This is a genomic window from Bradyrhizobium sp. 155 (genome assembly GCF_023101105.1).
Taxonomy (GTDB): domain Bacteria; phylum Pseudomonadota; class Alphaproteobacteria; order Rhizobiales; family Xanthobacteraceae; genus Bradyrhizobium; species Bradyrhizobium canariense_D.
Genome location: NZ_CP064704.1, coordinates 2410544 through 2432206, shown reverse-complemented (window position 1 = coordinate 2432206; position 21663 = coordinate 2410544). Strand labels below are relative to the sequence as shown.

Annotated in this window: 31 protein-coding genes and 2 pseudogenes; 14 read left to right on the top strand and 19 right to left on the bottom strand. The window is 62.0% G+C overall.

Going from position 1 to position 21663, the window contains the following annotated elements:
- Positions 1–21: 21 nt before the first annotated feature.
- The 7 genes from IVA93_RS11840 to IVA93_RS11810 all read right to left on the bottom strand — a co-directional run bounded on the left by IVA93_RS11840 (position 22) and on the right by IVA93_RS11810 (position 4997).
- Positions 22–567, bottom strand: coding sequence for a flavin reductase family protein (locus IVA93_RS11840; RefSeq protein WP_085349517.1), 546 nt, complete (start codon positions 565–567; stop codon positions 22–24).
- A gap of 9 nt (positions 568–576) precedes the next feature.
- Positions 577–1806, bottom strand: coding sequence for an acyl-CoA dehydrogenase family protein (locus IVA93_RS11835; protein ID WP_247789804.1), 1230 nt, complete (start codon positions 1804–1806; stop codon positions 577–579).
- Positions 1807–1991: 185 nt separating this feature from the next.
- Positions 1992–3260: a CaiB/BaiF CoA transferase family protein gene (locus IVA93_RS11830; protein ID WP_247789803.1), complete on the bottom strand. Its 1269-nt coding sequence runs from the start codon at positions 3258–3260 to the stop codon at positions 1992–1994.
- A 234-nt stretch (positions 3261–3494) separates the two neighbouring features.
- Entirely contained in the window at positions 3495–3923 is a 429-nt protein-coding gene (locus IVA93_RS11825; RefSeq protein ID WP_247296989.1) for a GNAT family N-acetyltransferase, read from the bottom strand.
- Positions 3924–3986: 63 nt separating this feature from the next.
- The gene (locus IVA93_RS11820; RefSeq protein ID WP_026232827.1) at positions 3987–4286 is read right to left on the bottom strand and encodes a hypothetical protein; all 300 of its coding nucleotides are present in this window, start codon (positions 4284–4286) and stop codon (positions 3987–3989) included.
- The gene (locus IVA93_RS11815; protein ID WP_018454845.1) at positions 4270–4629 is read right to left on the bottom strand and encodes a phage terminase large subunit; all 360 of its coding nucleotides are present in this window, start codon (positions 4627–4629) and stop codon (positions 4270–4272) included. The genes IVA93_RS11820 and IVA93_RS11815 overlap by 17 nt, the downstream gene beginning before the upstream one ends.
- A gap of 29 nt (positions 4630–4658) precedes the next feature.
- Positions 4659–4997 carry a hypothetical protein gene (locus tag IVA93_RS11810; RefSeq protein ID WP_026232828.1) on the bottom strand — a complete coding sequence of 113 codons (339 nt, stop codon included), beginning with the start codon at positions 4995–4997 and terminating at the stop codon, positions 4659–4661.
- 547 nt (positions 4998–5544) lie between these two features.
- On the opposite strand from IVA93_RS11810, the gene IVA93_RS11805 reads away from it, so the two are divergent.
- The 4 genes from IVA93_RS11805 (at position 5545) to IVA93_RS11790 (ending at position 8593) form a co-directional block, all read left to right on the top strand.
- Positions 5545–5742 carry a hypothetical protein gene (locus tag IVA93_RS11805; protein ID WP_018454847.1) on the top strand — a complete coding sequence of 66 codons (198 nt, stop codon included), beginning with the start codon at positions 5545–5547 and terminating at the stop codon, positions 5740–5742.
- A 105-nt stretch (positions 5743–5847) separates the two neighbouring features.
- Positions 5848–6192, top strand: a complete 345-nt coding sequence (locus IVA93_RS11800; RefSeq protein WP_018454848.1) for a response regulator — start codon at positions 5848–5850, stop codon at positions 6190–6192.
- A 269-nt stretch (positions 6193–6461) separates the two neighbouring features.
- Positions 6462–7985: an FAD-dependent monooxygenase gene (locus IVA93_RS11795; RefSeq protein ID WP_247789802.1), complete on the top strand. Its 1524-nt coding sequence runs from the start codon at positions 6462–6464 to the stop codon at positions 7983–7985.
- A 296-nt stretch (positions 7986–8281) separates the two neighbouring features.
- Positions 8282–8593, top strand: coding sequence for a hypothetical protein (locus IVA93_RS11790; RefSeq protein ID WP_247789801.1), 312 nt, complete (start codon positions 8282–8284; stop codon positions 8591–8593).
- 131 nt (positions 8594–8724) lie between these two features.
- Here IVA93_RS11790 and IVA93_RS11785 read toward each other — a convergent pair whose 3' ends face one another.
- From IVA93_RS11785 to IVA93_RS11775, 3 genes are all read right to left on the bottom strand, one after another.
- Complete coding sequence (locus IVA93_RS11785) at positions 8725–8931, bottom strand: GDCCVxC domain-containing (seleno)protein (RefSeq protein WP_026232829.1); 207 nt, start codon at positions 8929–8931, stop codon at positions 8725–8727.
- A gap of 240 nt (positions 8932–9171) precedes the next feature.
- A complete protein-coding gene (locus IVA93_RS11780) occupies positions 9172–9663 on the bottom strand; it encodes a hypothetical protein (protein ID WP_247789800.1) in 492 nt (163 codons plus the stop codon).
- A gap of 41 nt (positions 9664–9704) precedes the next feature.
- Positions 9705–9890 carry a DUF3606 domain-containing protein gene (locus IVA93_RS11775; protein ID WP_007601546.1) on the bottom strand — a complete coding sequence of 62 codons (186 nt, stop codon included), beginning with the start codon at positions 9888–9890 and terminating at the stop codon, positions 9705–9707.
- A 133-nt stretch (positions 9891–10023) separates the two neighbouring features.
- Here IVA93_RS11775 and ligD point away from each other — a divergent pair.
- From ligD to IVA93_RS11740, 7 genes and pseudogenes are all read left to right on the top strand, one after another.
- Positions 10024–10937: pseudogene (gene ligD / locus IVA93_RS11770) on the top strand (non-homologous end-joining DNA ligase).
- Positions 10937–11167 carry a hypothetical protein gene (locus IVA93_RS11765; RefSeq protein ID WP_018454854.1) on the top strand — a complete coding sequence of 77 codons (231 nt, stop codon included), beginning with the start codon at positions 10937–10939 and terminating at the stop codon, positions 11165–11167. Before ligD ends, IVA93_RS11765 begins: the two are co-directional and overlap by 1 nt.
- A complete protein-coding gene (locus IVA93_RS11760; RefSeq protein WP_157642926.1) occupies positions 11145–11393 on the top strand; it encodes a hypothetical protein in 249 nt (82 codons plus the stop codon). Before IVA93_RS11765 ends, IVA93_RS11760 begins: the two co-directional genes overlap by 23 nt.
- Positions 11394–11501: 108 nt before the next feature.
- Complete coding sequence (locus tag IVA93_RS11755) at positions 11502–11915, top strand: hypothetical protein (protein WP_018454856.1); 414 nt, start codon at positions 11502–11504, stop codon at positions 11913–11915.
- Between the two features lie 14 nt (positions 11916–11929).
- Entirely contained in the window at positions 11930–12607 is a 678-nt protein-coding gene (locus tag IVA93_RS11750; protein ID WP_018454857.1) for an SOS response-associated peptidase, read from the top strand.
- Between the two features lie 258 nt (positions 12608–12865).
- Positions 12866–13066, top strand: a complete 201-nt coding sequence (locus tag IVA93_RS11745; protein WP_018454858.1) for a hypothetical protein — start codon at positions 12866–12868, stop codon at positions 13064–13066.
- Positions 13063–13269, top strand: a complete 207-nt coding sequence (locus IVA93_RS11740) for a hypothetical protein (protein ID WP_018454859.1) — start codon at positions 13063–13065, stop codon at positions 13267–13269. The genes IVA93_RS11745 and IVA93_RS11740 overlap by 4 nt, the downstream gene beginning before the upstream one ends.
- Here IVA93_RS11740 and IVA93_RS11735 read toward each other — a convergent pair.
- From IVA93_RS11735 to IVA93_RS11715, 5 genes and pseudogenes are all read right to left on the bottom strand, one after another.
- A pseudogene (locus IVA93_RS11735) lies at positions 13263–13522 on the bottom strand (DUF6894 family protein). The gene IVA93_RS11740 and the pseudogene IVA93_RS11735 overlap by 7 nt on opposite strands.
- A 167-nt stretch (positions 13523–13689) precedes the next feature.
- A complete protein-coding gene (locus IVA93_RS11730) occupies positions 13690–13938 on the bottom strand; it encodes a hypothetical protein (RefSeq protein WP_247789799.1) in 249 nt (82 codons plus the stop codon).
- 571 nt (positions 13939–14509) lie between these two features.
- Positions 14510–14686 carry a hypothetical protein gene (locus IVA93_RS11725; RefSeq protein WP_247789798.1) on the bottom strand — a complete coding sequence of 59 codons (177 nt, stop codon included), beginning with the start codon at positions 14684–14686 and terminating at the stop codon, positions 14510–14512.
- Between the two features lie 107 nt (positions 14687–14793).
- Positions 14794–14985: an SANT/Myb-like DNA-binding domain-containing protein gene (locus IVA93_RS11720; RefSeq protein WP_247335279.1), complete on the bottom strand. Its 192-nt coding sequence runs from the start codon at positions 14983–14985 to the stop codon at positions 14794–14796.
- Between the two features lie 473 nt (positions 14986–15458).
- Complete coding sequence (locus IVA93_RS11715) at positions 15459–15671, bottom strand: hypothetical protein (protein ID WP_247789797.1); 213 nt, start codon at positions 15669–15671, stop codon at positions 15459–15461.
- Between the two features lie 246 nt (positions 15672–15917).
- Here IVA93_RS11715 and IVA93_RS11710 point away from each other — a divergent pair, with 246 nt between their 5' ends.
- Positions 15918–16103: a hypothetical protein gene (locus tag IVA93_RS11710; RefSeq protein WP_018454867.1), complete on the top strand. Its 186-nt coding sequence runs from the start codon at positions 15918–15920 to the stop codon at positions 16101–16103.
- A 283-nt stretch (positions 16104–16386) separates the two neighbouring features.
- Positions 16387–17673: an NRAMP family divalent metal transporter gene (locus IVA93_RS11705; protein WP_085384814.1), complete on the top strand. Its 1287-nt coding sequence runs from the start codon at positions 16387–16389 to the stop codon at positions 17671–17673.
- A gap of 148 nt (positions 17674–17821) precedes the next feature.
- Here the strand turns inward: IVA93_RS11705 and IVA93_RS11700 are convergent, their stop codons facing one another.
- Positions 17822–18010, bottom strand: coding sequence for a hypothetical protein (locus IVA93_RS11700; RefSeq protein ID WP_085350650.1), 189 nt, complete (start codon positions 18008–18010; stop codon positions 17822–17824).
- A 166-nt stretch (positions 18011–18176) separates the two neighbouring features.
- On the opposite strand from IVA93_RS11700, the gene IVA93_RS11695 reads away from it, so the two are divergent.
- The gene (locus IVA93_RS11695; RefSeq protein WP_247789796.1) at positions 18177–19391 is read left to right on the top strand and encodes a mandelate racemase/muconate lactonizing enzyme family protein; all 1215 of its coding nucleotides are present in this window, start codon (positions 18177–18179) and stop codon (positions 19389–19391) included.
- A 6-nt stretch (positions 19392–19397) separates the two neighbouring features.
- On the opposite strand, the gene IVA93_RS11690 is transcribed toward IVA93_RS11695, so the two are convergent.
- The 3 genes from IVA93_RS11690 to soxC all read right to left on the bottom strand — a co-directional run bounded on the left by IVA93_RS11690 (position 19398) and on the right by soxC (position 21588).
- Positions 19398–19694, bottom strand: coding sequence for a hypothetical protein (locus tag IVA93_RS11690; protein ID WP_018454872.1), 297 nt, complete (start codon positions 19692–19694; stop codon positions 19398–19400).
- A 102-nt stretch (positions 19695–19796) separates the two neighbouring features.
- Positions 19797–20339 (bottom strand): c-type cytochrome, encoded by a 543-nt coding sequence (locus IVA93_RS11685; RefSeq protein WP_018454873.1) that lies wholly within the window; start codon positions 20337–20339, stop codon positions 19797–19799.
- Positions 20326–21588, bottom strand: coding sequence for a sulfite dehydrogenase (gene soxC / locus IVA93_RS11680; protein ID WP_247789795.1), 1263 nt, complete (start codon positions 21586–21588; stop codon positions 20326–20328). Before soxC ends, IVA93_RS11685 begins: the two co-directional genes overlap by 14 nt.
- Positions 21589–21663 lie beyond the last annotated feature (75 nt).

Here is a 21663-nt window from a genome sequence, read left to right as displayed (position 1 = left end):
CGCGGGCTGTGACTGCTTGCGCTAGCCGTCGGCGAGAAATCGGCCGAACGCGCCGCGCGCGAAGAGCAGCGGCTCCTTCGCATTGTAAGTATAGGCCTCGACCGCACCGAGAAAGATCACGTGGTCGCCGCCGTAATAGCGATTGACCGAGCGGCATTGAAAATTGGCGACGCTCTCGGCGAGCACCGGCGCGTTGCCGAGGCCCGGCGTCCACTCGACACCGGTGAACTTGTCATCAGACGATTTGGCGAATTTGCTCGCAAGCGCCTGTTGCGAAACGCCAAGCACGTTGACCGTGAAATGACTGGCGTTCTGGAAGATGGTCAGACTAGAGGAATAGACAACCAGGCTCCAAAGAACCAGCGGCGGATTCAGCGAGACCGAGGCGAACGAATTGCACGTCAGGCCATAGGGCTTGCCGTCAGGAGCCGCGGCTGTGATGATCGTCACCCCCGTGGCGTAGGTGCCTAGCGCACTGCGGAAATCACGGGGATCGATCGGCGAGCTGTCGCTCGCGAGTTCGTTGGCCGGATCGGGAACGGCCGGCTGCTTCGGCAGATCATTCATCGGCCGGCCTCACAGCGTGAGATTCTCGGACGGCAGGCCCAACGCCACGCGTCCATAGTTGGTCCCGGCTGCATCGAAATTGAACGCGAGATGCGAATTGATCGCGTGCGCATCGCGGAACTGCCGCTGCAACGCGCCCGTCGTGAACAGGCCCCGTGCTCCGCTCGCGGCAAACAGCATCGACACCGCATCCGTGCAGAAGTTTACTGAAAAAGCGCCGTCGCGCCGATATCGGGTCTTGGTCGCCATATCGGGGATATGACCCCGCCTTGCATCCTCCATGGCATTCAGACAGGCCGAGCGCATGATCAGGCGTGCAGCGTCGATCTTCGCCGAGGCCTCAGCGATCTTGATCTGGGTGCTTTGAAAGTCGCTCAGCCTGGCGTGGTTATAGGTGGAAATGCGATGACGGACGACCTCCGCATAATCGTCGAGACACGCCTGCGCGTTTCCCAGCGCGACGCCAGAGAGGACGTAGGGAAATAGCGAGAACACCGGGAGAGCATACAACGGGTTGGGATTGAGCTTGCTTCCCGGCGTCGGCCCACCGTCAAGATCGCCGACTGCAACCGTCATGTCCTCGGGCACGAAAGCGTCCCTGACCTCCACGTCGCAAGACCCTGTCCCGCGCAGCCCCGCGACATTCCAGGTGTCGAGAACCTTGTAGTCGGCTTTCGGCAGCAGAAATATCCGATACTCGATGCCGTCAGCCTCATCGTCGGAGTAGACCACGCTTGCAAGCATGTTCCATGCGCAGGAGGCAACGCCCGAGGAGAACGGCCAGCTGCCATGGAGCCGGTATCCGCCCTCGACTCTCGTGGCACGGCCGGCCGGAAAAATGAACGAGGACGCGATCAGTGCGTCCGGATCAAGGCCCCAGACCAGATCCTGCGCCGTCGGCTCGAACATGCCGAGCATCCAGTGATGGCTCGCCAGATTGGCCAGATTCCAGGCCACCGAGGCGTCTGCTTGTCCGAGCAGGTCCGCGCAGTCGATCAAGGCGACATAATCGAGTTCTGCGCCGCCAATGCGCCTGGGCTGAAGCATTCGGAACAGGCCAGCGTCGTGCAGATCCTTCTCGGTTTCCGGCGGCAAATGCCGCAACTCCTCTGTCCGCGCCGCTCGCTCTCGCAGCCGTGGGACGAGCGCCCGGGCCTTCGCGATCATTGCCGCATGGGCAGGTTCATCGGATTGCACCGTAGCGGGCCGGCCCACGCTCGGCTCTTGACCAGGCGCCATTCGTATCCCTCGCTTTACGCATTTATGCGGCGAGACCCTTGCCAAATCAAGCCGGGGCAGCGCTGTCGGAGTATGGTCGTCCTGAACAAGGCGCCGGAAGGATGCGATACCGCGAAGGTAGCGGCATTGCCAAGCCATGATACGCCATCCGCGCGAGGCCTGGCCTGTAGGTTCGCCCTCCAGGCTCAGCGCGAGGTCGAGGGTTTGCCCGACCCGAAGACGCCCTTTTGGGTGAACTGCGATATCCGACGCTCGTCGTAACCGAGCGTATCGCGCAAGACCTGCTCCGTGTGCTCGCCCAGCAACGGAGCAGCCACAGGATCAACCGGGCCGGTCAAGCTCATGGCAATCGGCGGCTCGATGTTCGGGACCCACTCTGCCGTACGATGCGGAATCCGGTTCAAGCGATGGCGCGCTCGCGCCTCCGGTGCATTGAACCCCTCCTCGACCGTCCGGAGATAGCCGACCGGGATATTGGCCAGCTTCATCTTCGCCATCCAGTTCTCGAGGGTATCGCTTGCAAAGACCTCCGCGATGGCTGCTCGCAAAAGCTCCTTGTGCTCGGAGCGGGCTTTGCGCGTTGCAAACTGCGGATCGGTGATGAGATCGGGCCTGTTCAGCACTTCAACCACCAGCCGGCGATAGAGCCGGTCATTCGCGCAGGCCATGTAAAGCGGTCCATCGGAGGCCTCGTAGACGCCGACGGTAGGTGAGCCACTCGGCGAATTACCAAACCGACCGGGATTTTCGCCGTTGATCAGATAGGCCATGCCATAGAAACCGGTCATGCCCATCGCGACGTCGAACAGGGCGACCTCGACATGCTGACCGCGATCGAGCCGATCCCGCGCCAACAGCGCCATCAGGATGGCGTTGCAGGCAGACATCCCCGTCGCCATGTCCACGATGGGCGGGCCGGTGCGAACCGCAGGGCCATCGGCAAATCCGTTGAGCGACATGAAGCCGCTTTCCGCCTGCGTGATCGGATCAAAACCGGGACGCGAGGCAAACGGTCCGGTGCGCCCGTAGGCGGAGATCGAGCAATAGACTAGCCGCGGATTGAGCGGCGCAACAGCTTCATAGTCGAGGCCAAATTTCTTCATGACCCCGCTGGAGAAGTTCTCGACGACCACGTCGGCCTTGCGAATCAAATCCAGCGCGATCTCACGAGCCTCCGGCACGGTAAGGTCGAGCGTGATGCCACGCTTGTTGCGATTGAGGCTCAGATAGGCAGCACTCTCTCCACCGATCTCGGCGTGTTCATACGCACGCGTGTCATCGCCTCCGTCTGGATTCTCGATCTTGATGACGTGCGCGCCGAAATCAGCAAGCGTCTGCGTACAGGCCGGGCCGGCGACCACACGCGTGAAATCGATGACCAGCAGACCATCGAGCGCGGTAGGCGCGCCCGTCGCCCGCGTCGAACGTTCCGGCAATTGAGGCTTGGTGGGCATCGACGGCGCTCCCTTACATCGGCTTATCGTTGCCGAATTTCCCGCAGGAGCAAACTTAAAGCCCGGCACCGCTGAATTCGCAAGTGCTCCGCCCGCATCGCTTCAATACGCAAAAAGGGCCCGGCAGCTGTCAAGCTGCCAGGCCCTTAGACGTTCCGTGTGCGCTTCATCCCGCGAACCATTTTCCGTTGCGGGAATCGCGTTCCGCATCACGGGAAACATGGCCCCATTCGCTCAGCGAAGCCGCTTTCGCCAGTAAAGCGTATGCGGCCAAGCCCAGGGCACATGGGGTTCGAAGAGCCGATAGCCCGCCCGGATGAAATTATTGGCAGACACCGGATTGTCCGTCGTATCCGAGACGATGCTGTCCCATCCAATACGCCGTGCCCGTGCCTCCATCACCCGCATCAGCCTGCACTGGAGGTCACGTCCCCGGTGCCGCTGCAACACACCGACTCTGGAGAAATAACCGCCATTTCGAATGTGCGTTGACGGCACGATACCGGCGAAGGCTACTGGCTCAGCGCCGTGATAGGCAAGCCACCACGCCCCTAACTGGAATTGCGGCAAGGGAGCCGCATCGAAGAACGCCGACTGATGCAGATCGGCCAATGTATCGACAATGTCGTCATCGGATGCATCGACGATGCGAATTCTGTACATGAGACGGTCCATTGGGATGAGATGATGTGAGTGGAAGTGCAGAAATGTCGTGCCGATTGAGGCTCACTTGCCCAGCACGACCTTGACACCTAGCCAAACCGCGCCCATCAGCCCGGTGGCGATCACCGTAATGACGGCTTTGAAGGTGTAGCTCTGCGCCTGCTCCACGCTCGTTCGCCATCGGCGCAGGTGCTGAAAATCAGCCCTCAGCTCTTTTCGGTCGTCATCCTCGATTCCGAAGGACGCCAGCACCGATGCCACCGTCCTCAATACGATGGCATCGATGTTCGCCTGCTGAAGCCTCTGTTGCTCAGCCAACGTCTCAGCAACGATCGCCCTGATTTCGTCATCCGCCATCTTCACCGCTTGATGATCCTCGCAACATTCTCGAAGCCGCGCTTGGCGAAGTAGAAGGAGACAACCAGATTGGCCTGAAGCCCGCGAAAGAGAACAGTTTGAAGCCGTGGCCGAGGCCAAGGCTGGCGATCTTGCCCTCGATCAGCCGCTTGGAAGATTGCGCCAGCGTCCGCTGCGCTTCTCGAATGCACACAGCGAGCGTACCGCGCTCGGCCTGACAGGTCTCGACCAGGAGCTCGCCGAAGAAATGCGATTTGCCGGAGCCGCGTCCACCATAAACGCCCTTGTAGCGCGCGGGCTGCAGCAGCGGCTCGAATATCTTGGCCGTCGGAATTTTCAGGATGGACAATGGATGCGCTCGCTCGATTTTTCCACGGCTCAGGCGTCACGATCGGCATCCCCACCGCGCAAGCTCCCCGGGTACACGATGATGCGCTCGATCCGGTGAATCAATTCCAGCACGCCATCTTCTCCGTTCTCGATCGGCTGCGCCGCCTTGTCCCAGCCGCGATCGAGGATTGCATTGGCGGCGGAGACACGGGCGGCCGGCGTTGCGTCGTCGCTGCGCATGATGCCGACGAGCACACGGAGCGCAGTCCTGGTGTGGCTCCGCGCCAGCGAGCGGATTTCGGTCAGGGTGCGCGCGCTGGACGTCTTCCGTCGCGCAGGCGCGCGGACCGGCTCGCTCACGAGCGCAATTTCCATGTCCTCGCTCAAGACAACGTCTCCCACAGCGCGATTGCAACCAGGCCCGCGAGCGCTAGCGATATCAGATAGGCGGTCATCGTCTCTCCTCGACAAAGAAAATGCGCGGCAGATCGCGAATGAGGCGCGATCGTTTCGGGCGAACCCTATCTCCGTATCCGGAGACCGCAGCGGCGCGAGCAGATCGCTCGCGCCGCGGGCCGGCACGTTCGCGCGTGCGCGGCCAGCAATGGTACGGACGGCGGCACGCCGATCGGCGCTCCCTCAACGCGTTTCAAGCGAGTGCGTGGCCGTGATGCGTGGGCCGCCGTCCGATTCCGAAAATGGGATACGAAAAAACCCGCGGCGGATTTGGTCCCGCGCGGGCGTTGCGAACTTTTCGATGATGCCACTATGCCAGTGTTTTGCCCGACGGGTCAAGCTCTATTTCGATTTTTGCGAATCAAAGCCGACGGAGACCTTCGGAAAGCCAATCCCAGTCAGGCTGCCGGCGTTTCGCCCGAGGTGTCAACGAACGAACCGTCCCTGCCCGCGTTAAGCCGGTCAGGAGGATCGACCAATGACACTGAACATGACACCGAAAACCTCGCGGGACTTGCCCGGCCAGAAGCCGCGCATCGACGGGGAGCCCGACACGCGAGAGGCCATCATCCCGGACGCTGACGAAACCGAGGACCAGAACCGTGATCTCGTTCACGGCGAAGGCGGAGCCATCGATCTTCCCACCAGGCCCGGCGATCTCTCGAAGGATGATTAGGCCTTGTGCTTTGCACGAGGAGTCCAACATCGCTCGTTCGACCACGCCGTACCGGAACTTACGCCAAGGCGGGCGCGTTTATTCCTTCAGGAGGAACGTTGTGTGATGAGCCATACCGTACTGGTTGTTGACGACGATCCCGGCGTGCTCGACGTCATGGTCGACATGCTGGAAGAACTCGGCTGCAAGGTGGTCAGCGCCCACAGCGGCACGGATGCGCTCGACCGGCTCAGGCAGAACCAGGACATCTCCATCCTCATCACCGACATCAACATGCCCGGCATGGACGGTCATGAACTGGCCGAGCTGGCCAGGCGCCGCCGCCCGGAGCTGAAGATCCTGCAGCTGTCGGGACGTGAACCCCGGCGTGACGGGCTTCCCATGATCAGAAAGCCGTTCTCGTTCGAGGAACTCGCCAGCACCATGCGGCGCACCGTCGGCATCTGCTGAAGCTCGCAAGACCGAAACATCGCAAGCCAAAAAGTCTGAAAGCCAAAAGCCCAAAACAAAACCCGCGGCGGATCGCATCCGCGCGGGTTGAACCAAACTCTTTTTCGATGATGGCATTATGCCGGTGTTTTGCCCGACGTGTCAACGCGGCGAACGCGGACAAGGGATTCCCTCTCCCCACTCAGATATGTGGGGTGCAACGGGCTTGCTTCAAGCCCCCGACCCTGCCGTAGAACCCTCGACCCGAACACCATCCCGAGGGGTCTCACATGCCTGTACTGCTTCCCACGTCCCGGACGCGCGGCCACGCCAAACGCGCCGGCGCCCGCCACGAAGACCACGCCGTGGTGATCGCCGGCGGCGGCCCGACCGGCTTGATGCTGGCTGCGGAGCTCGCGCTCGCGCATGTCGACGTCGCCCTGGTGGAGCGGCGCGCCGATCAGGAACTGGTCGGCACGCGCGCCGGCGGCTTGCACGCGCGCAGCATCGAGATTCTCGACCAGCGCGGCGTCGCGGATCGTTTCCTGCGCGAAGGACAGATCACCCAGCTCGCGGGCTTCGCCTGGACCAGGCTCGACATCAGCGACCTCCCCACCCGGCACCCTTACGGGCTGACACTGCGGCAGAGCCACATCGAGCGCATCCTGGCCGAATGGGTCAGCGAGCTCGCGGTGTCGATCTATCGCAACCGCGAGGTGACGGATTTTGCGCAGGACGAGACCGGCATCGACGTGACGCTCTCCGGCGGCGAGACCTTGCGCGCGAATTATCTGGTCGGCTGTGACGGCGGCCGCAGCCTGGTGCGCAGGGCCGCCGGCATCGACTTCGCAGGCTCCGAGCCGACGCTGAGCAATCTCATGGCCGAAGTCGAGATGCGGGACGAGCCCGCATGGGGCCTGCGCCACGACGCGCTCGGCTTTCACGGCCTCAGCAAGACCGAGAGCGGGCGCGTGCTGGTGGTCGTGACGGAAGCGACGCTCGATCGCACCGGCGTGCCCGGCGCCCGCGATCTCAGCGACGCCCTCGTCGCCGTCTACGGCACCGATTTCGGCCTCCACAACCCGTCCTGGATCTCCCGCTTCACCGATGCGGCACGGCAGGCCGTGTCCTACCGCAAAGGCCGCGTGCTGCTCGCCGGCGATGCCGCGCATATCCATCACTCCGTCGGCGGGCAAGGCCTCAACATCGGCGTGCAGGACGCCGTCAATCTCGGCTGGAAGCTCGCGCAAGTGGTCAAGGGCCTGTCGCCGGACAGCCTGCTCGACAGCTACCATGCCGAGCGCCATCCCGTCGGCGCGCGGACCTTGCGCAACACCATGGCGCAAATCGCCCTGCTCCGCCGCGGCGAGGACGGCCTCAAGGCCGCGCGCGAGGTCGTCGCCGAACTGCTCGCGATGGACGCGCCGCGCCAACGTTTTGGCGCGATGATGAGCGGGCTCGACGTGCACTACGATCTCGGCCAAGGCCACGCGCTGCTCGGACGCCGCATGCCCGATCTCGACCTCGTGGTGGACGGGCGTCCGCTGCGACTGTTCACGTTGCTGTACGGCGCGCGCGGCTTGCTGCTTGATTTTGGGAAGACCAGCGGCTTCGACATCGCGCCCTGGGCAGATCGCATCAATCTCGTCGAAGCGGACTATCACGGTGCATGGGAGCTTCCGTCCATTGGACAAGTCGCGGCGCCAAAAGCCGTGCTGGTGCGGCCTGACGGGCATGTGGCCTGGGTGGGAGACGAGAGCCAACACGGACTTGCGGAGACGCTGACGAGGTGGTTCGGACCTGCCTCAGACTAGTCAGGTAGGCGCGAGGGAACGCGGCTCAAGATTCGAATATTCGTGCGTTCACCGTGCGCAGGCTCATCGACGCTTCCGGCTTGCTGCGGTGGCGTGGGGGCCGGCTGATGAGATAGTGCGTCGCGCATCCATTGGGGTAAACCAATCAGAGCCGCGTTCTCTTGCTGTGGAGACTCCAATGGAGTCGGTGGCGACCGTGTTTCCATTGCAATTCCTCGCCTGGAGACAAGACGATGCGAAGCTTACGAAGCCTCGGGTTCGCTGGTCTCATTGTCGACTATCGATGGATGATCCGGATGTACGATGATGCGTTCGATCCGTTGCAGCAATTCGCGCGGCCGCGCGTCCGTAGCCAAGGGCTGTACCGGCTTGCCCCACCCACGATCGAGAATAGAGTTTGCGGCGGCCACCCGCGCAAAAGCGTTCGCTGTCTCTCTGAACATGATGGTAGCAAGCACGTTGAGTGCCGCTTCGGTCTTGGCTTGTGCCAGGGTTTCGATATCGGCCAGCGTTGGTGCCCTGAAACCTTCCCTGACTACATGCTCAGCAACAGGAAGATGCAGCTCGGTCCTTCTCCTAAATGGTCATTTGGAAATCCGTTTGTTTAAGTGACGACTCCGCAAATAAAAAGCCCGCGGCGGATTGCTCCGCGCGGGCTGATCTTCAATGATGCCATTCTGCCAGTGTTTTGCCCGACGTGTCAAACTCAGGCGCGGCAGCCGCACTCCCTTAGAGGCAGCTAGCTACAGCAGCACCTGCCGTTCTCTTGAACCGGCGGACAGTAAACGGTGCCGAAGGAACAGAACACGCAGCAGTCGCCAGAGAGCGGCTTTAGGCGCTCGCCGCAGCCTTTGCAGTCATAGAAGAACTGGCAGGCGTCGGTCGGCATGACCTCGGTAGCAGCGTGACCGCACTTCGGGCACGTGATGGTAGAGTTTAAGATCATCTGCGATGTTCCCTGCGCAGCGTCCGCTCCCTTCGACTTTTGGCGCAGCTTCCTGATCAATCCGCGGCGGTCCGCGGCATACTCTTCGATGATGCGCCGCCGGGCCTCGTCGCTCTCGCGGGGCATCACTTCTGGCTTTTCGGGCGGCTTATCACTCATGGCATCATACGAACCGCCCCGCGCCATGCGACTTTGATCTAGATCAAAAATGTTCGATCCTTGGAGCCTCTTCCACCTTCTTCAAGCGCGCGGGGGGGCACCGAGTAAGGGCTGCCGGCGAGCCTTCTTCAGCTCGGTCGCCAGTTTTATCTTCTCTCTTAAAACGAGGATTTCGGAATATTCCTTTTGGATCTCTGGGGCGACGCGAAGTGCTTCAAGCTGCTGGGTGGCCAGTTTGAAGATTGCGGCAATATGCGTACCTTGGATGGGGTGCATGGTGATCAAATCCGCTGTGGGAAAAAAACGGAAAGGGACCATACAGCGAACTGCGTTGTGGCGTCGCTGGAAATAAACAGCAACATTGCTGTCGTTTTGTTTGCAGCGCGTCACTGCCCTCATCGCGTGGGCGGAGAGACGGCCCCGGCTTGCAGGGGGCTGGAGGTATGGCCGGGGCCGCTCCGCCAGCTCGGCGGCGAGCCAGCACCGCACCAATTCCGGTGCGACTGCCGCAGTTCCTGAGTTGAGGAGATTCCTGATGGCGCACCAGTAGGCGCAAGAAAGCCGGTCGCTCATGCGACCGGCTCGCCACAAACCTGTGGGCTAACGCAAAACTATCAGCGGCCCAGCTTGCGCTCGACCTTCTTCCGGCTACTGCCCACTTTCTTCACCGCCTTCTTCACGGCAGAAGCCGAGCGGCCCGTCTTCTTTGCCTCGTAGCCAACTTCGTATTTCTGCCCGCCCGCAACGCGCGCGCGGTCCTGCTTGCGACCGCGAGTTGTCTGCTTCTTCGCTTTAGCCATGTTGCTCTCCTTGCATCTCTGAAACGCAAGAGGAATCAAACGGTTCCCCACGCCCATCCGGTTCGCCCAGATTGGCGGAACGAATCCGGCCGTGAAGATTCGAATCAAGGCGTTCGTTGCGTGGAGTTTGTCAGTGGCGTTGCAGCGTCAGCGAAGGCTGGGGGCGCTCGGGGTGAAAGCGCCCTTCCCCGGCTTCATCAAACCGGCCTTGCCATCGTGGGTGGACCGCGTGCCATCCGGAGCGCGGTGGATTCACGAAATCAAGTTCGACGGCTACCGGGTGCAGCTTCATTTGGCCAATGAGGCTGTCACCGTCTACACCCGTCGCGGCTACGACTGGACCAAGCGCTTTAAGAAAGTCGCCCGCACATCAAGGCAGGATCGGCGATCATCGGTGGCGAGGTTGTGGTCCCTGCTGCCGATGGCAGCACCGATTTTTCCGTCCTTCAAAACGAGCTGAAGGGCACATCAACCAAGATCGTGCTCGTGGCATTTGACGTGCTTTATCTGAATGGGCGAGACCTGCGCGGCCTGCCGCTGTTTCAGCGCAAGGCCGAGTTGAAGAAGATCATCTCCGGCACCGCAGTGCAGTTCAGTGAGAGCTTCGAGATCGCAGGCAACGAGATGTTCGCGCATGCCTGCAAGGTCGGGCTTGAGGGCGTGGTCTCCAGGGTTCGCGACAGCACCTACAGCAGCGGCACGGGTAACAAATGGGTCAAGAAGACTTGCAGGCAACGCGAGACACTGACCATCGCCGGTTTCGCGCTCGACGAAGGCAAATGGGACGGCATCTATCTTGGTCGCCATAAGGGAGATGATCTCATTTATGCGGGCAAGGTCGACCTCGGATTCGACAAGTCATCTGCCGCAGAAGTCCACAAACGATTGAAGCCGCTTGTCCGCAAGACGCAACCTTACACCAAGCGGATCGCGCACAAGGGCATCTGGGTCGAGCCGAAGCTGCTTGCGGAAATAGAGTACCGCGCGAAGTCGGCGGAGGGGAAAGTCCGGCATCCCTTCTTTAAGGGCTTGAGAGAGGACTTGTGATGGATAGAACCTCCCGCATCCTTCAGGATCTATACGACAGTGAAATCAATTTCACGATTGCCGCCTTTTGGAATGGCGGTTTTCAAATCAACCTCGGGCTCGGTGATGAGGTGAACGGCTTCGATGCCGAAGGGGAGGCCGACAATATCGTCGATGCTGTCGAGTGGCTTCGTGTCGAAGCTATCGAGAAATATCCGGAGAGTGTCTTTGCAAAAACTCATCGACGATGACTTGACATGTTCGGCGGGTGCAACAACCACGATGGTGGTTTACTGCGCCCATAATTGTGACACCGAATTCGAGACCGAAGTTGAGGAACTCGAATGCGGCGCCGGCCAAATCGTCTGCCTGGAATGCGACGGGAGCGGACGCTGCCTGTTTCCTCCAGAGATGGTCGGAGGCGAACTGGCCTGCGTCGATTGCAAGGGGACGGGCCGCCAGTTGGTCAGCATTTGAGAGCGCTTTGGTTTTCCACAGCCACGACAGGAAGTAGCCCGTTGCGCTTCTCGCCTACCACCTATCGATAATTTGCCAGCTTGGCCGGCACATGGCTTTGATCGCGGCATGACCACCAAGTCCCGCCAACATCTCTACGGCACTCAAATCAAGATTTCGGCCGAGCGCGCCAAGGAGGCGCGCAAGGAGGCCGACAAACTGGCTTGCGCGGCCTGGAACTATCGGATGCTTGGCTATAAGGGCCCGGCGCAGCCATCGCCGACGATCGGAGATGCCATCAACGCCGGCTTCCTATACCTCGAAGTGCGATGCCTTGGATGCGACACCAACCAAACCGTGGCACTCGATGTCGTCCGTCGTGCCAAGACGACGCCGGTGCATGAACTTGAGCGCTACATGCGATGCAAGAACTGTTCGGAAGTGCGGCGCTATCCGTATAAGCGAAGCGCACTCGTTGCATTAAGACCAACGAAAATCTCGGCGGATAATCCGGCATCTTACTGGTGGCCCGGCGAGCGCTAAGGATCATCGAACATATGTGCAACCTCTATTCGATCACCACCAACCAAGCCGCGATAGCCGACCTCTTCCGGGTCGTCCGCCGCTATGAAGGCAATTTGGCGCCAATGCCGGGTGTGTTTCCGGATTACCCCGCGCCAATCATTCGCGATGCGGGCGGCGAGCGAGAGATGGTGCTGATGCGCTGGGGCATGCCGCCCCCTCCGCGTACCGGCGGCCCGCCCGTCACGAACATTCGCAACACCTCGTCGCCGCACTGGCGCGCGTGGCTCAAGCCGGAGCACCGCTGCCTCGTGCCAGTCAACAGCTTTGCCGAATACGCGCCGGAGCCCAACCCGGAGACCAAGAAGAAAGACATCGTGTGGTTTGCGCTCGCGGACGCCCGGCCGCTGTTCGCGTTCGCCGGGATCTGGACGACTTTCAATGGCGATCGCGGCACCAAGTCGAAGCCCATTCCGGGGCCGCATCAGGTGTACGGTTTTCTCACCACGACGCCGAATGCGGTCGTGGAGCCAATCCATCCGAAGGCAATGCCGGTGCTGCTGACGACAGCGAAAGAGCGAGACGTTTGGCTAAGGGCGCCGTGGGAAGAAGCCAAGGCGCTTCAACGGCCGCTACCAGACGAATGCTTGAAGATCGTCGCGCGCGGCATCGAGAAGGAAGACGCATTCGCCGCCGCTACAGCTGATTCCTAATAGGGGAGCCGGCTCCCTACGCCCTATTAGACATGCGCTTCTGTCCAAAAGTGCACATTGCTCACAAGCAATCAAGATGAGTAACGCGCTCAAGTGGCTGAATTTACTCGCGCAATTAAATCCGCCAACATATCATATGATGTTTCCTCTCGCCGCCAGAAGCGCGAGGATTGATCCATCACCGCAAGGCAGTTGGCATCGACCCGGTGATGAGACCGCCGAAATTGCTCCCGCCCCACGCGAACGAGGGAGACGTGCATGCAGAAGCGACGACGATTCAAGCAGACCACGACACTCGACGAACGGCTCGCCGCGGAGGCCGCGCGGCTGCGCGAGGAGGCGCGCACGCTCGCGCCGGGGCGCCGCCGCGAGATGCTGCTGCGCCAGGCGCGGCAGGACGAGACCGCCATGCATATTGCCGCCTGGCTGCAATCGCCAGGGCTGAGGCCACCGACATGACCCAGCAATATCGCGCTTACCTGGTCGGCGACAACGGCGTGTTCCGATCGGCCGAAGCGTTCGAGGCCGCGTCGGATGCGAACGCCCTCACCTTCGCGCAGCAGTTCACGCAGCACGGCAAGGTCGAGGTCTGGCAGCTCGGCCGCAAGATCGCCGTACTCGAGCCCGAGCAATCCCCGCCGGGCGTTCTCACGCGTCAATGATCGCGTGATGCCGCAGGCGTCCTGAAGGTCTCGATGGCGAACGAGAACTTGACCTGCATCACGGGACCCTTGGCATCGCGAACGTCGATCGCCATCGTCTGCCTGCCGCCCGCGGCAGGCGCGGAGAGGATAGCATCGCGCGCCATGTCCGCGACCGACTTGGCGGCTTCCGCCTGAACGGCGCGCCAGCTAAGCCTTCCTCGTCGAGCGCTACACCGGTGTCGTCGCGCAGATCGAAATAATATCGGGGCATTGCAGCATCCTTTGCCCTAATAGGTCCGAAGCGGACAAAGGTTTCCGGAAGTCGCGAAAAAATCTATGGGGGATCAATGGGTTCCGGGAACTTCGCGGTTCCCTCCTGCCGCGTTCGTGCCTCTTCAGGAAGCCGAAAGCGACAGGGCGAAACGACATTCGGCCCCCTCACTCCTCCGCAAGCTTCCCGACGATGTAGGCATCCACCGTTTCCGCGAACGAGCGCTGCACGCCGACCGCAGTGCTATGCTGGTCGAGCGCGTCGCGCTGGAGCACGCGCAGGCCACGGCCGCGCATGCACACCGGCGCGGTGTTCAGATATTGATCGATGGCGCCGGTCGCGAGCGGGATGGCCTTCGGGTCGCCCCTTGCGATCAGAAGCCGCAAGAGGCTCTGGCATTCGGCCAAGCCTGGCATGGGATCAGCGCCTCACGCCTGCCGCGATTTCGCCGGCCGCTTCACCGGCTGGGTGTGGGTGCCGAACAGAGCGAGCAAAAACGCGACTTCTTCCTTCGAGCCAACCTGGATCATGATGATCTCCTTTTCGCTAGGTTGGTCGGACGCAGCCGGCGGGGCGTTCGAGACAATCGGGTTTCAGAACTGTTTCAGGCGTGTTTCATCGGGGCGCGCGATGTCCACGCTCGCCTGAAATAGGAACAGCTTTTGGGATCAAAAAGTTATTCGCGCGTCGGTCCGGATGCACGACCGGCGCCCCCCACGGCCTCAGCTCGCCCCCCGGGCTGGGGCCGTTTCTTTTCTACGCCTTAGTTTCGGCTTTGGCTTTGGCTTTGGCTTTGGCTTTGGTCTCGCCTGGGCGTCTCCCAGAACAGCTTGTTGCACTGGGAGCACCGAAAGATGGCCATCGCGCCGTCCGGTGAACTCACCGCGTCGATGAATGTCATGGGTTTGTTGCACGCAGCACAAATCGGCCGCTGCCTGGTGTCTTGATCCGCCATGCGCGCAAACGCGGGAACGGCGGAAGAGGTTTCTATCGTTCTGGAGGTTGAGGGTGCCAGATCTTCGGAACTTGCTGCTGAAGCAGTGAGATCGATGCCGCGATCTGCTCCCGCGAACGGCGCAGCAATTGTCGTGTCGTTTGGCTTGCATCGAGCTGGTGCATTCTTTGCCGGTCGAGATCCGTCTCGAAGTCCTCGCGGGTGAGCATGACAAGCTCCCGTGTTGCTGCCCATTCGCAGAGTACGTCGAGAGGCGATTGAGGACCGTTCATAAGTGAACACAGGGCGGGATGCCCGCCTTCGACCCAGCCGGTCTTCAGGGTCCGCGCTTCTGCGTGACGAGGCGCAGCGCGATGCCGTGCTGCCAGGCGCGCACCCTCACTGCCGCTTCGCTGCGACCAAGCTCGCCGGCGATCTCGTCCGGCCGCGAGCCCGCTTCGGCCAACGCCTTCAGCCGCTCGTGCTCTTCCGCTGTCCACTTCTTCAACAACGGGTAGCGTGATTGCATGATTAGAAGCTGTCTCGCCTGCGTGGTCGATGCAGGCGACAAGCGGGCGAAACCCGCGAAGTTCCTATCCGAGATTGCTATGAGATCTCCGACGGGGCGTCCCGCAGATGGGCCGACGACGGCGCGCGCTCAAATCCAGACGTCCTCGCGGCACGAATCGCACCGATAGATCAGGACCGAGCAATCGCGCCTCACGTCGAAGATCGAGGTCAGGCAGCGCGTGCCCCTCTCGCATTTGGGGCACGCCGGCCCCGGCTTGTAATGCTGATCCGGCCTCGTTGCCGGGCCTGCTTGCTGTTCGCTGCTCATCTCATCCCTCGTTGGAGGACTGAGTTCCTAAGTACCAAAGTGGACATTCGTTCCAAATCGCACGGGCAGCGCTTCTGATGGAAGCGAGGGCCTAGACGCCCCATGATCGCGCCCGCCGATCATCGGCTTCGTCGTGAACCATCAAGCGGGTTTGCCCTGAACGATCAAACCGGCTTGCTGTTGGCGCCCCCCCGCAGTTCGTCCAGGCTCTCGACGGTGCAGATGCGCGCTGCGCGGCGGGCCAGTTCGTCGTAGTTTTGCGCCACCTTGCGCAGCACGTCCCGCGTCTCGCGATATTCGCAATTGTCCGCCTTGGTGCGAAATTCTTCCGCCCGCATCCGCCAGTAGCGCGGAGGGTGCATCCGCTCGGCGCCCATGGGCCCCTCCCCTCGATTGGTCTGTTCGTGTTCGTTAATGGAGAGCGCGTCCAACAGTTCCCGCGCAGATGTTCTGGCCCCGATCACACGTCCAGATTGCGGCCCGCTGGGACGGCATCTCCCGGGATTGGTCGACTTTAGTTCAAATGCAGCAGGGCGGGTTCGCCAGGATGCAATTGGTTCGCGCCATGCTGGACAATGTCCCCTGCGACCAACGCAATCGGGAAAGGGCCGGAGAGATCATCGATGTATTACGTCGCCGCCGCGTTGCTGGTACTGTCGGGACTGTTCTACTCCGCGAGCCATCACGAGATCGGCTCGTTCGGCGTCACCATGTGCACCTATGGCAGTGCGTTCTGCAACAACCCGCTGATCGTCTTTGCCGGCGCCGCGCTGGCCGGCGCCTGGGGCATGTTCGTCAGCATCAAATAGTCCCGACCGCACGCGCTCAGGAGATAAACATCTCGCCGGTGTCCCTGCGCGGGTTGCGCACTGCGCGAACGCCGGGCCATCGCAGTCCGGTCGCGCTCGGAATGCGTGCAAACGCTGCACCAGGTATTCTCCGATGATGCACTTATACAGGTGTTTTGCCCGACGAGTCAAACGAAATTAGCTTTATCAGAAATCAACGAGGCGCGCCTTACCCGCAGCCCGGGAACCTTGTTCCCTCATTAGCATTTGTGAAGGACGCGCCCCGACCGAGACCCCTCCTGCCATGACCGACGATGCCGTCAGCCCCACGAAATCCGCACCGTCGCTGTTGCAGAGGCTGGGGCCGGGTCTCGTCACCGGGGCCGCCGACGACGATCCGTCCGGCATCGCCACCTATTCGCAGGCCGGCGCGCAATTCGGTTACGGACTGCTCTGGACGGTATTTCTGACCACGCCGTTCATGATCGCGATCCAGCTCGTCAGCGCCCGGATCGGCCGCGTCACCGGCAAGGGGCTGGCGGCCAACGTCATGCAGATCGCGCCGCGCTGGGCGGTGCTGTCGCTCGTCGCCATGCTGGTCGCCGCCAACACCTTCAACATTGCCGCGGACATCGCGGCGATGGCGGAGGCGCTCTCGCTGGTGATCGGCGGCCTCAACCACGAGCACGCGCTGATCTTCGCGGCGGGCTCGACCCTGCTGCAGGTGTTCCTGCCCTATCGGCGCTATTCGCCGGTGCTGAAATTCCTCACCTTGGCGCTGTTCGCCTATGTCGCGACCGCCTTCACCGTGAAGATCCCGTGGAGCACGGCGCTGCTCGCGGCGGTGTGGCCGAAGACGAATGTCAGCGCCGACTATTTCATGATGGTCGTCGCCGTGCTCGGCACCACGATCAGCCCGTATCTGTTCTTCTGGCAGGCCTCGCAGGAGGTCGAGGAGATGAACCAGGGCAAGCGCGACAAGCCGCTGCGCGAGCTGAAGCGCGGCGGCAGTCTCGAGCTGGCGCGCATCCGGGCCGACACCCTCTCCGGCATGCTGCTCTCCAACGGCATCGCCTTCTTCATCATCCTCACCACCGCCTCGGTGCTGCACGCGAATGGCGTCACCAACATCAACTCGGCGACGGAGGCCGCCGAGGCGCTGCGGCCGCTCGCCGGCGACTTCACCTTCGCCCTGTTCGCGATCGGCATCATCGGCACCGGCCTGCTCGCAATTCCGGTGCTGGCGGGCTCGGCCGCTTACGGCGTGGCGGAGATCTTCGGCTGGCGCGCGACGCTGGAGGCGAAGCCCGACGAGGCGGTCGGCTTCTACACCATCATCGCCGCCGCCACCATCATCGGCTTCGGTCTGGGGTTCACCGGCATCGACTCGATCCACATGCTGGTCTGGAGCGCGGTGCTCAACGGCATCGTGGCCGTTCCGATCATGGCCATGATGATGCTGATCGTCTCGAGCAAGGCGATCATGGGTCGCTTCAAGGGCCGGTCATGGCTCGTCGCGCTGGGCTGGCTCGGCACCGCGTTGATGGCGCTGGCTGTGCTCGCCCTGCTCGGCTCGTCATTGATCGGCTGACTAGCCTTTGCCTTGCGACAAGGCTGCCGAGATCTGCGAGGCGATGACGAGGGCCGCGAACACGGCCGGCACGCTGATGAAGCGCAGGAATTGGTCGATCGAAAGCATCGCCGTCTCCCCCAAGACAAAAACGTATACGCCCGCCGCGCTATTCCACCCCGTGCGCGACGTGCTGATCGGCCGTCAGAAACTGATCTGAAATGGCGGCTCCACTCATCGTGAGCAGCGCCAGGATCGAAATCACAGCCAGAAATCTCATGGCCGGAGGGTCGATCCCGATTGTGGCCAAAAACGTCAGAGCATGGCGCCTTTTCAGGACGATCCCGGGCAAGATCATGGCTGTCCCCACCAGATTCCCCGCGTTTCTCGATAGAACGTTCGGAAGGGCTTCCCTGCACACCTCGCCAGGCTTCACTGCGCAAGGCCGTTAGCCTAACAATCGTGGCTGGACCCGGGCTTGCGCCCGCCAAAGAAAAAAGCCCAGCCGGGCAACAGGGAGCGACATGACCAAATCGTCGAAAGCAACAAGTCTCGAAATTCTCGCCTGCGACGCCGGCTGGAGAAACTACCACTTCGTCAAGCTGACGACCGAGGACGGCATCGTCGGCTGGAGCGAGTTCGACGAGGGCTTCGGCTCGCCCGGCGTCGGTGCTGCGATCCAGCGCCTGTCTGCCCGCGTCGTCGGGCAGAACGTTTTCCGGCACGAGCGCATCTACGCCGAACTGTTCGCGGCCACGCGTCCCGCCGCCGGCGGCGTGGTGGCGCAGGCGCTCGGGGCGATCGAGAATGCGCTGCTCGATGCCAAGGCGAAATGTCTTGGTGTGCCCTGCTACGAACTGCTCGGCGGCAAGATCCGCGACCATGTCAGGGTCTATTGGTCGCATTGCGCAACGTGGCGGATCAATCACCGGTCCTGGTACAAGCCGCCGATCGAGAACCTCGACGGCGTCAAGGCAATCGGACGCGAGGTCCGCGAGAAGAAGTTCACCGCGCTCAAAACCAACATCTTCTCCTATGATGACGGCAAACCGACCGGTTGGCGACCGGGCTTCGGCTCGCCCTTCGCTCCCGAGATCAACGTCGATCGCAAAATCCTGCGCGATCTGCGCATGCATCTGGAAGCGATCCGGGACGGTGCAGGCCCCGACGTCGACATCTTGCTTGACTGCAACTTCAACGCCAAGACGGAGGGCTATCTGGAGATCCTGCGCACTATCGCGGACCTCGACATGTTCTGGATCGAGATCGACAGTTTCAATCCGGAAGCGCTCGGTTACATCCGCAGGCAAAGCCCGCATCCGATCTCGTCCTGCGAGACGCTATTGGGCTTGCGGGAATTCCTGCCCTATTTTCGCGAGCAGGCCATGGACGTCGCGATCATCGACACGCCCTGGAACGGCGTCTGGCAGTCGATGAAGATCGCAGCCGCCGCGGAAGCGTTCGAAGTCAACGTTGCCCCGCACAATTTCTACGGCCATCTCTGTTCGATGATGAACGCGCATTTCTGCGCCGCCGTGCCGAACCTGCGCATCATGGAGATCGACATCGATCGCCTGGCGTGGGACCGCGAACTGTTCACGCATGAGCCCGACATTCAGAACGGCCATCTGGTCATTCCGGACCGGCCCGGCTGGGGCACCGATCCGAACGAGGAAGCCCTGCGCGCGCATCCGCCGAAGACCACCGGCGGATTGCTCAACTACGGCCGGAAGGGCTAGAGCGTCTTACGGCGTCACTGGATTGACGGTTGGGGACGTCTTCGGCCCCGGCCGCTCCGGCTCGATCGGGGAGTGCGGTTCGGTCGGGAGAATTTTGGCACCTGCGGCCCGCGCGGCTTCACCCGTGGTTGCGTACATCGCAACATGGGCGGGCTGCGTTTTGGCCCGATTCCATGGTCCGTGATCGACGATGAGCATCGCAGCAATCGTCAACGCGGCCACAATCAACGCGATTACGCCGGGATGGCGAAGCGCTGAGGACATGGAGTTTGCGAAGCGATCCGTTGCCATCGTGGAATCCATAGGCTTTTCCTCTCACAGGTTAATGCAATCGCGTCCTGCGAGTTCCGCCCTTGGCCAAGGCAAGTTCCAAGCGGATACGGGAACCTGGTCGCCCCAAGGCGCTCAGTGTTTCACATCCGGCCGCGCGTCGCCGACGAACCGGTCGCGGTTCGGCATCTTGACCGCTGCAAGCGATTTGGCATCGAGCGTCGCATCCGCTCCGACCAGTCCATTCAGGTTCAGGATGTAGGCGGACACCGCATAAACCTCTTCATCGCTCAACGATTGCGGCGCGTTCTGCGGCATCGCGCGGCGGATGTAGTCGAACAGCGTCGGCGCATACGGCCAATAGCTGCCGACCGTACGGATCGGCTTTGGCGTTGCGATCGTGCCCTGCCCACCGACGAGCCGGTCACCGAGCCCGCCCTCGCCTTTGTCGCCATGGCATGATGCACATTGCTGGGCGAACACCTCGCGCCCTTGGCTCACCGAGCCGCTTCCCTTCGGCAGATTGCTGCCGTCGCGTCCGATATCGATATTCCAGCCCGCAATCTCCGCAGCCGTCGCGGGCCGTCCGAGGCCGTACGAGGTCTGCGCCTGCGCTCCGCTCGGAAACGTACACAGCACAATGACGACAGCAATGCCGCAAGTCTCACGCCAGCGCATTGGTCACCTCGCCGTCAGCCGCGATGCGCCAGGGCCAGATCGCGTTATTGTGGTAGAAATAGTTCTCGCCGCGCACCGCGAGCAGCTCGGCCAGAGTCGGCTGCACATAGCCGGTTTCGTCAATGGCACGGCTCTGGATCACGGCAGGCTTTCCGTCCCACTGCCAGGGCAAGCGAAAGCGTGTCAACGCACGCGTCAGCACCGGCTCCTGCAATTGCGCGCTTTGCCAACTCTTTCCCTCGTCGACGGACACTTCGACGCGCGCGATCTTGCCGTGCCCGCTCCAGGCGATGCCCGTGATCTCGTGGAAGCCTGGCGCGCCCAGGCGTTGGCCGCCGGAGGGCCTCGTGATAATCGACTTCGCCTCCATGTAGAACGAAAATTCACGCGCGGTGCCGTCCGGGAGCAGGTCTGTGTATTTCGAGGTCTCCTCGCGCGAGTAAACCGGCTCCGCAGTCACATGCAGGCGCCGCAGCCACTTCACACTCATATTGCCCTCGAAGCCCGGCTGGAACAGCCGCAGCGGATAGCCCTGCTGCGGACGCAGCCGCTCCCCGTTCTGGCTGTAGACCAGCATGGCGTCCTCAAGGCATTTCTCGATCGGGATGCTGCGCGTCAGCGCAGCCGCGTCGGCACCTTCGGCGACGATCCATTTGGCATCCGGCTTCAATCCGGCCTCCTGGAGCACCAGCTTGAGGCTGACGCCGGTCCATTCTGCACAACTGACCAGACCTACAAGGTCCGACGCGGTCTTGCCGTAAGGCTTGCTGTAGCCGGGATTGCCGGAGCATTCGAGAAAGTGGACGCGCGATTCCGACGGGAAACGCCTGAGATCATCCATTGTAAAAATCAGTGGGCGCTCGACCAGCCCGTGCAGCATCAACCGGTGCTGGGCCGGATCGATGGTCGGAACGCCGCCATGGTGCCGCTCGTAGAACAGTCCGTTCGGCGTGATGATGCCGTCGAGCTCCTGCAATGGCGTCCGGCTGGAGGCCGAGATGTACTGCTTGAGCGTCTTCGAGATGTTCTTGACGACGCCTTTCTCGAACGGTGACGGGGCGCCGTAGGGCTGGCTTCCCATCGGTTCGCCGGGCGCCTTCATCCATTCGGGAATGTTGGGTGGAAGGTTGTCGGTCTCGGCGGCAACCGATGCGCGGGCGCCCAGGACGGTACCACCCGCCACCGCAGCACCGCTGCGCAGAAAGCGGCGGCGAGTCGTCCCCGCGGGTTTGTCGAATGTTCTGCTCATTGGCGGATCCTCGGCTGAAGCGCGACCCGCATGAAACATTCTGCGACGAGCATTTGCAATTCGCACCTGTTTCAA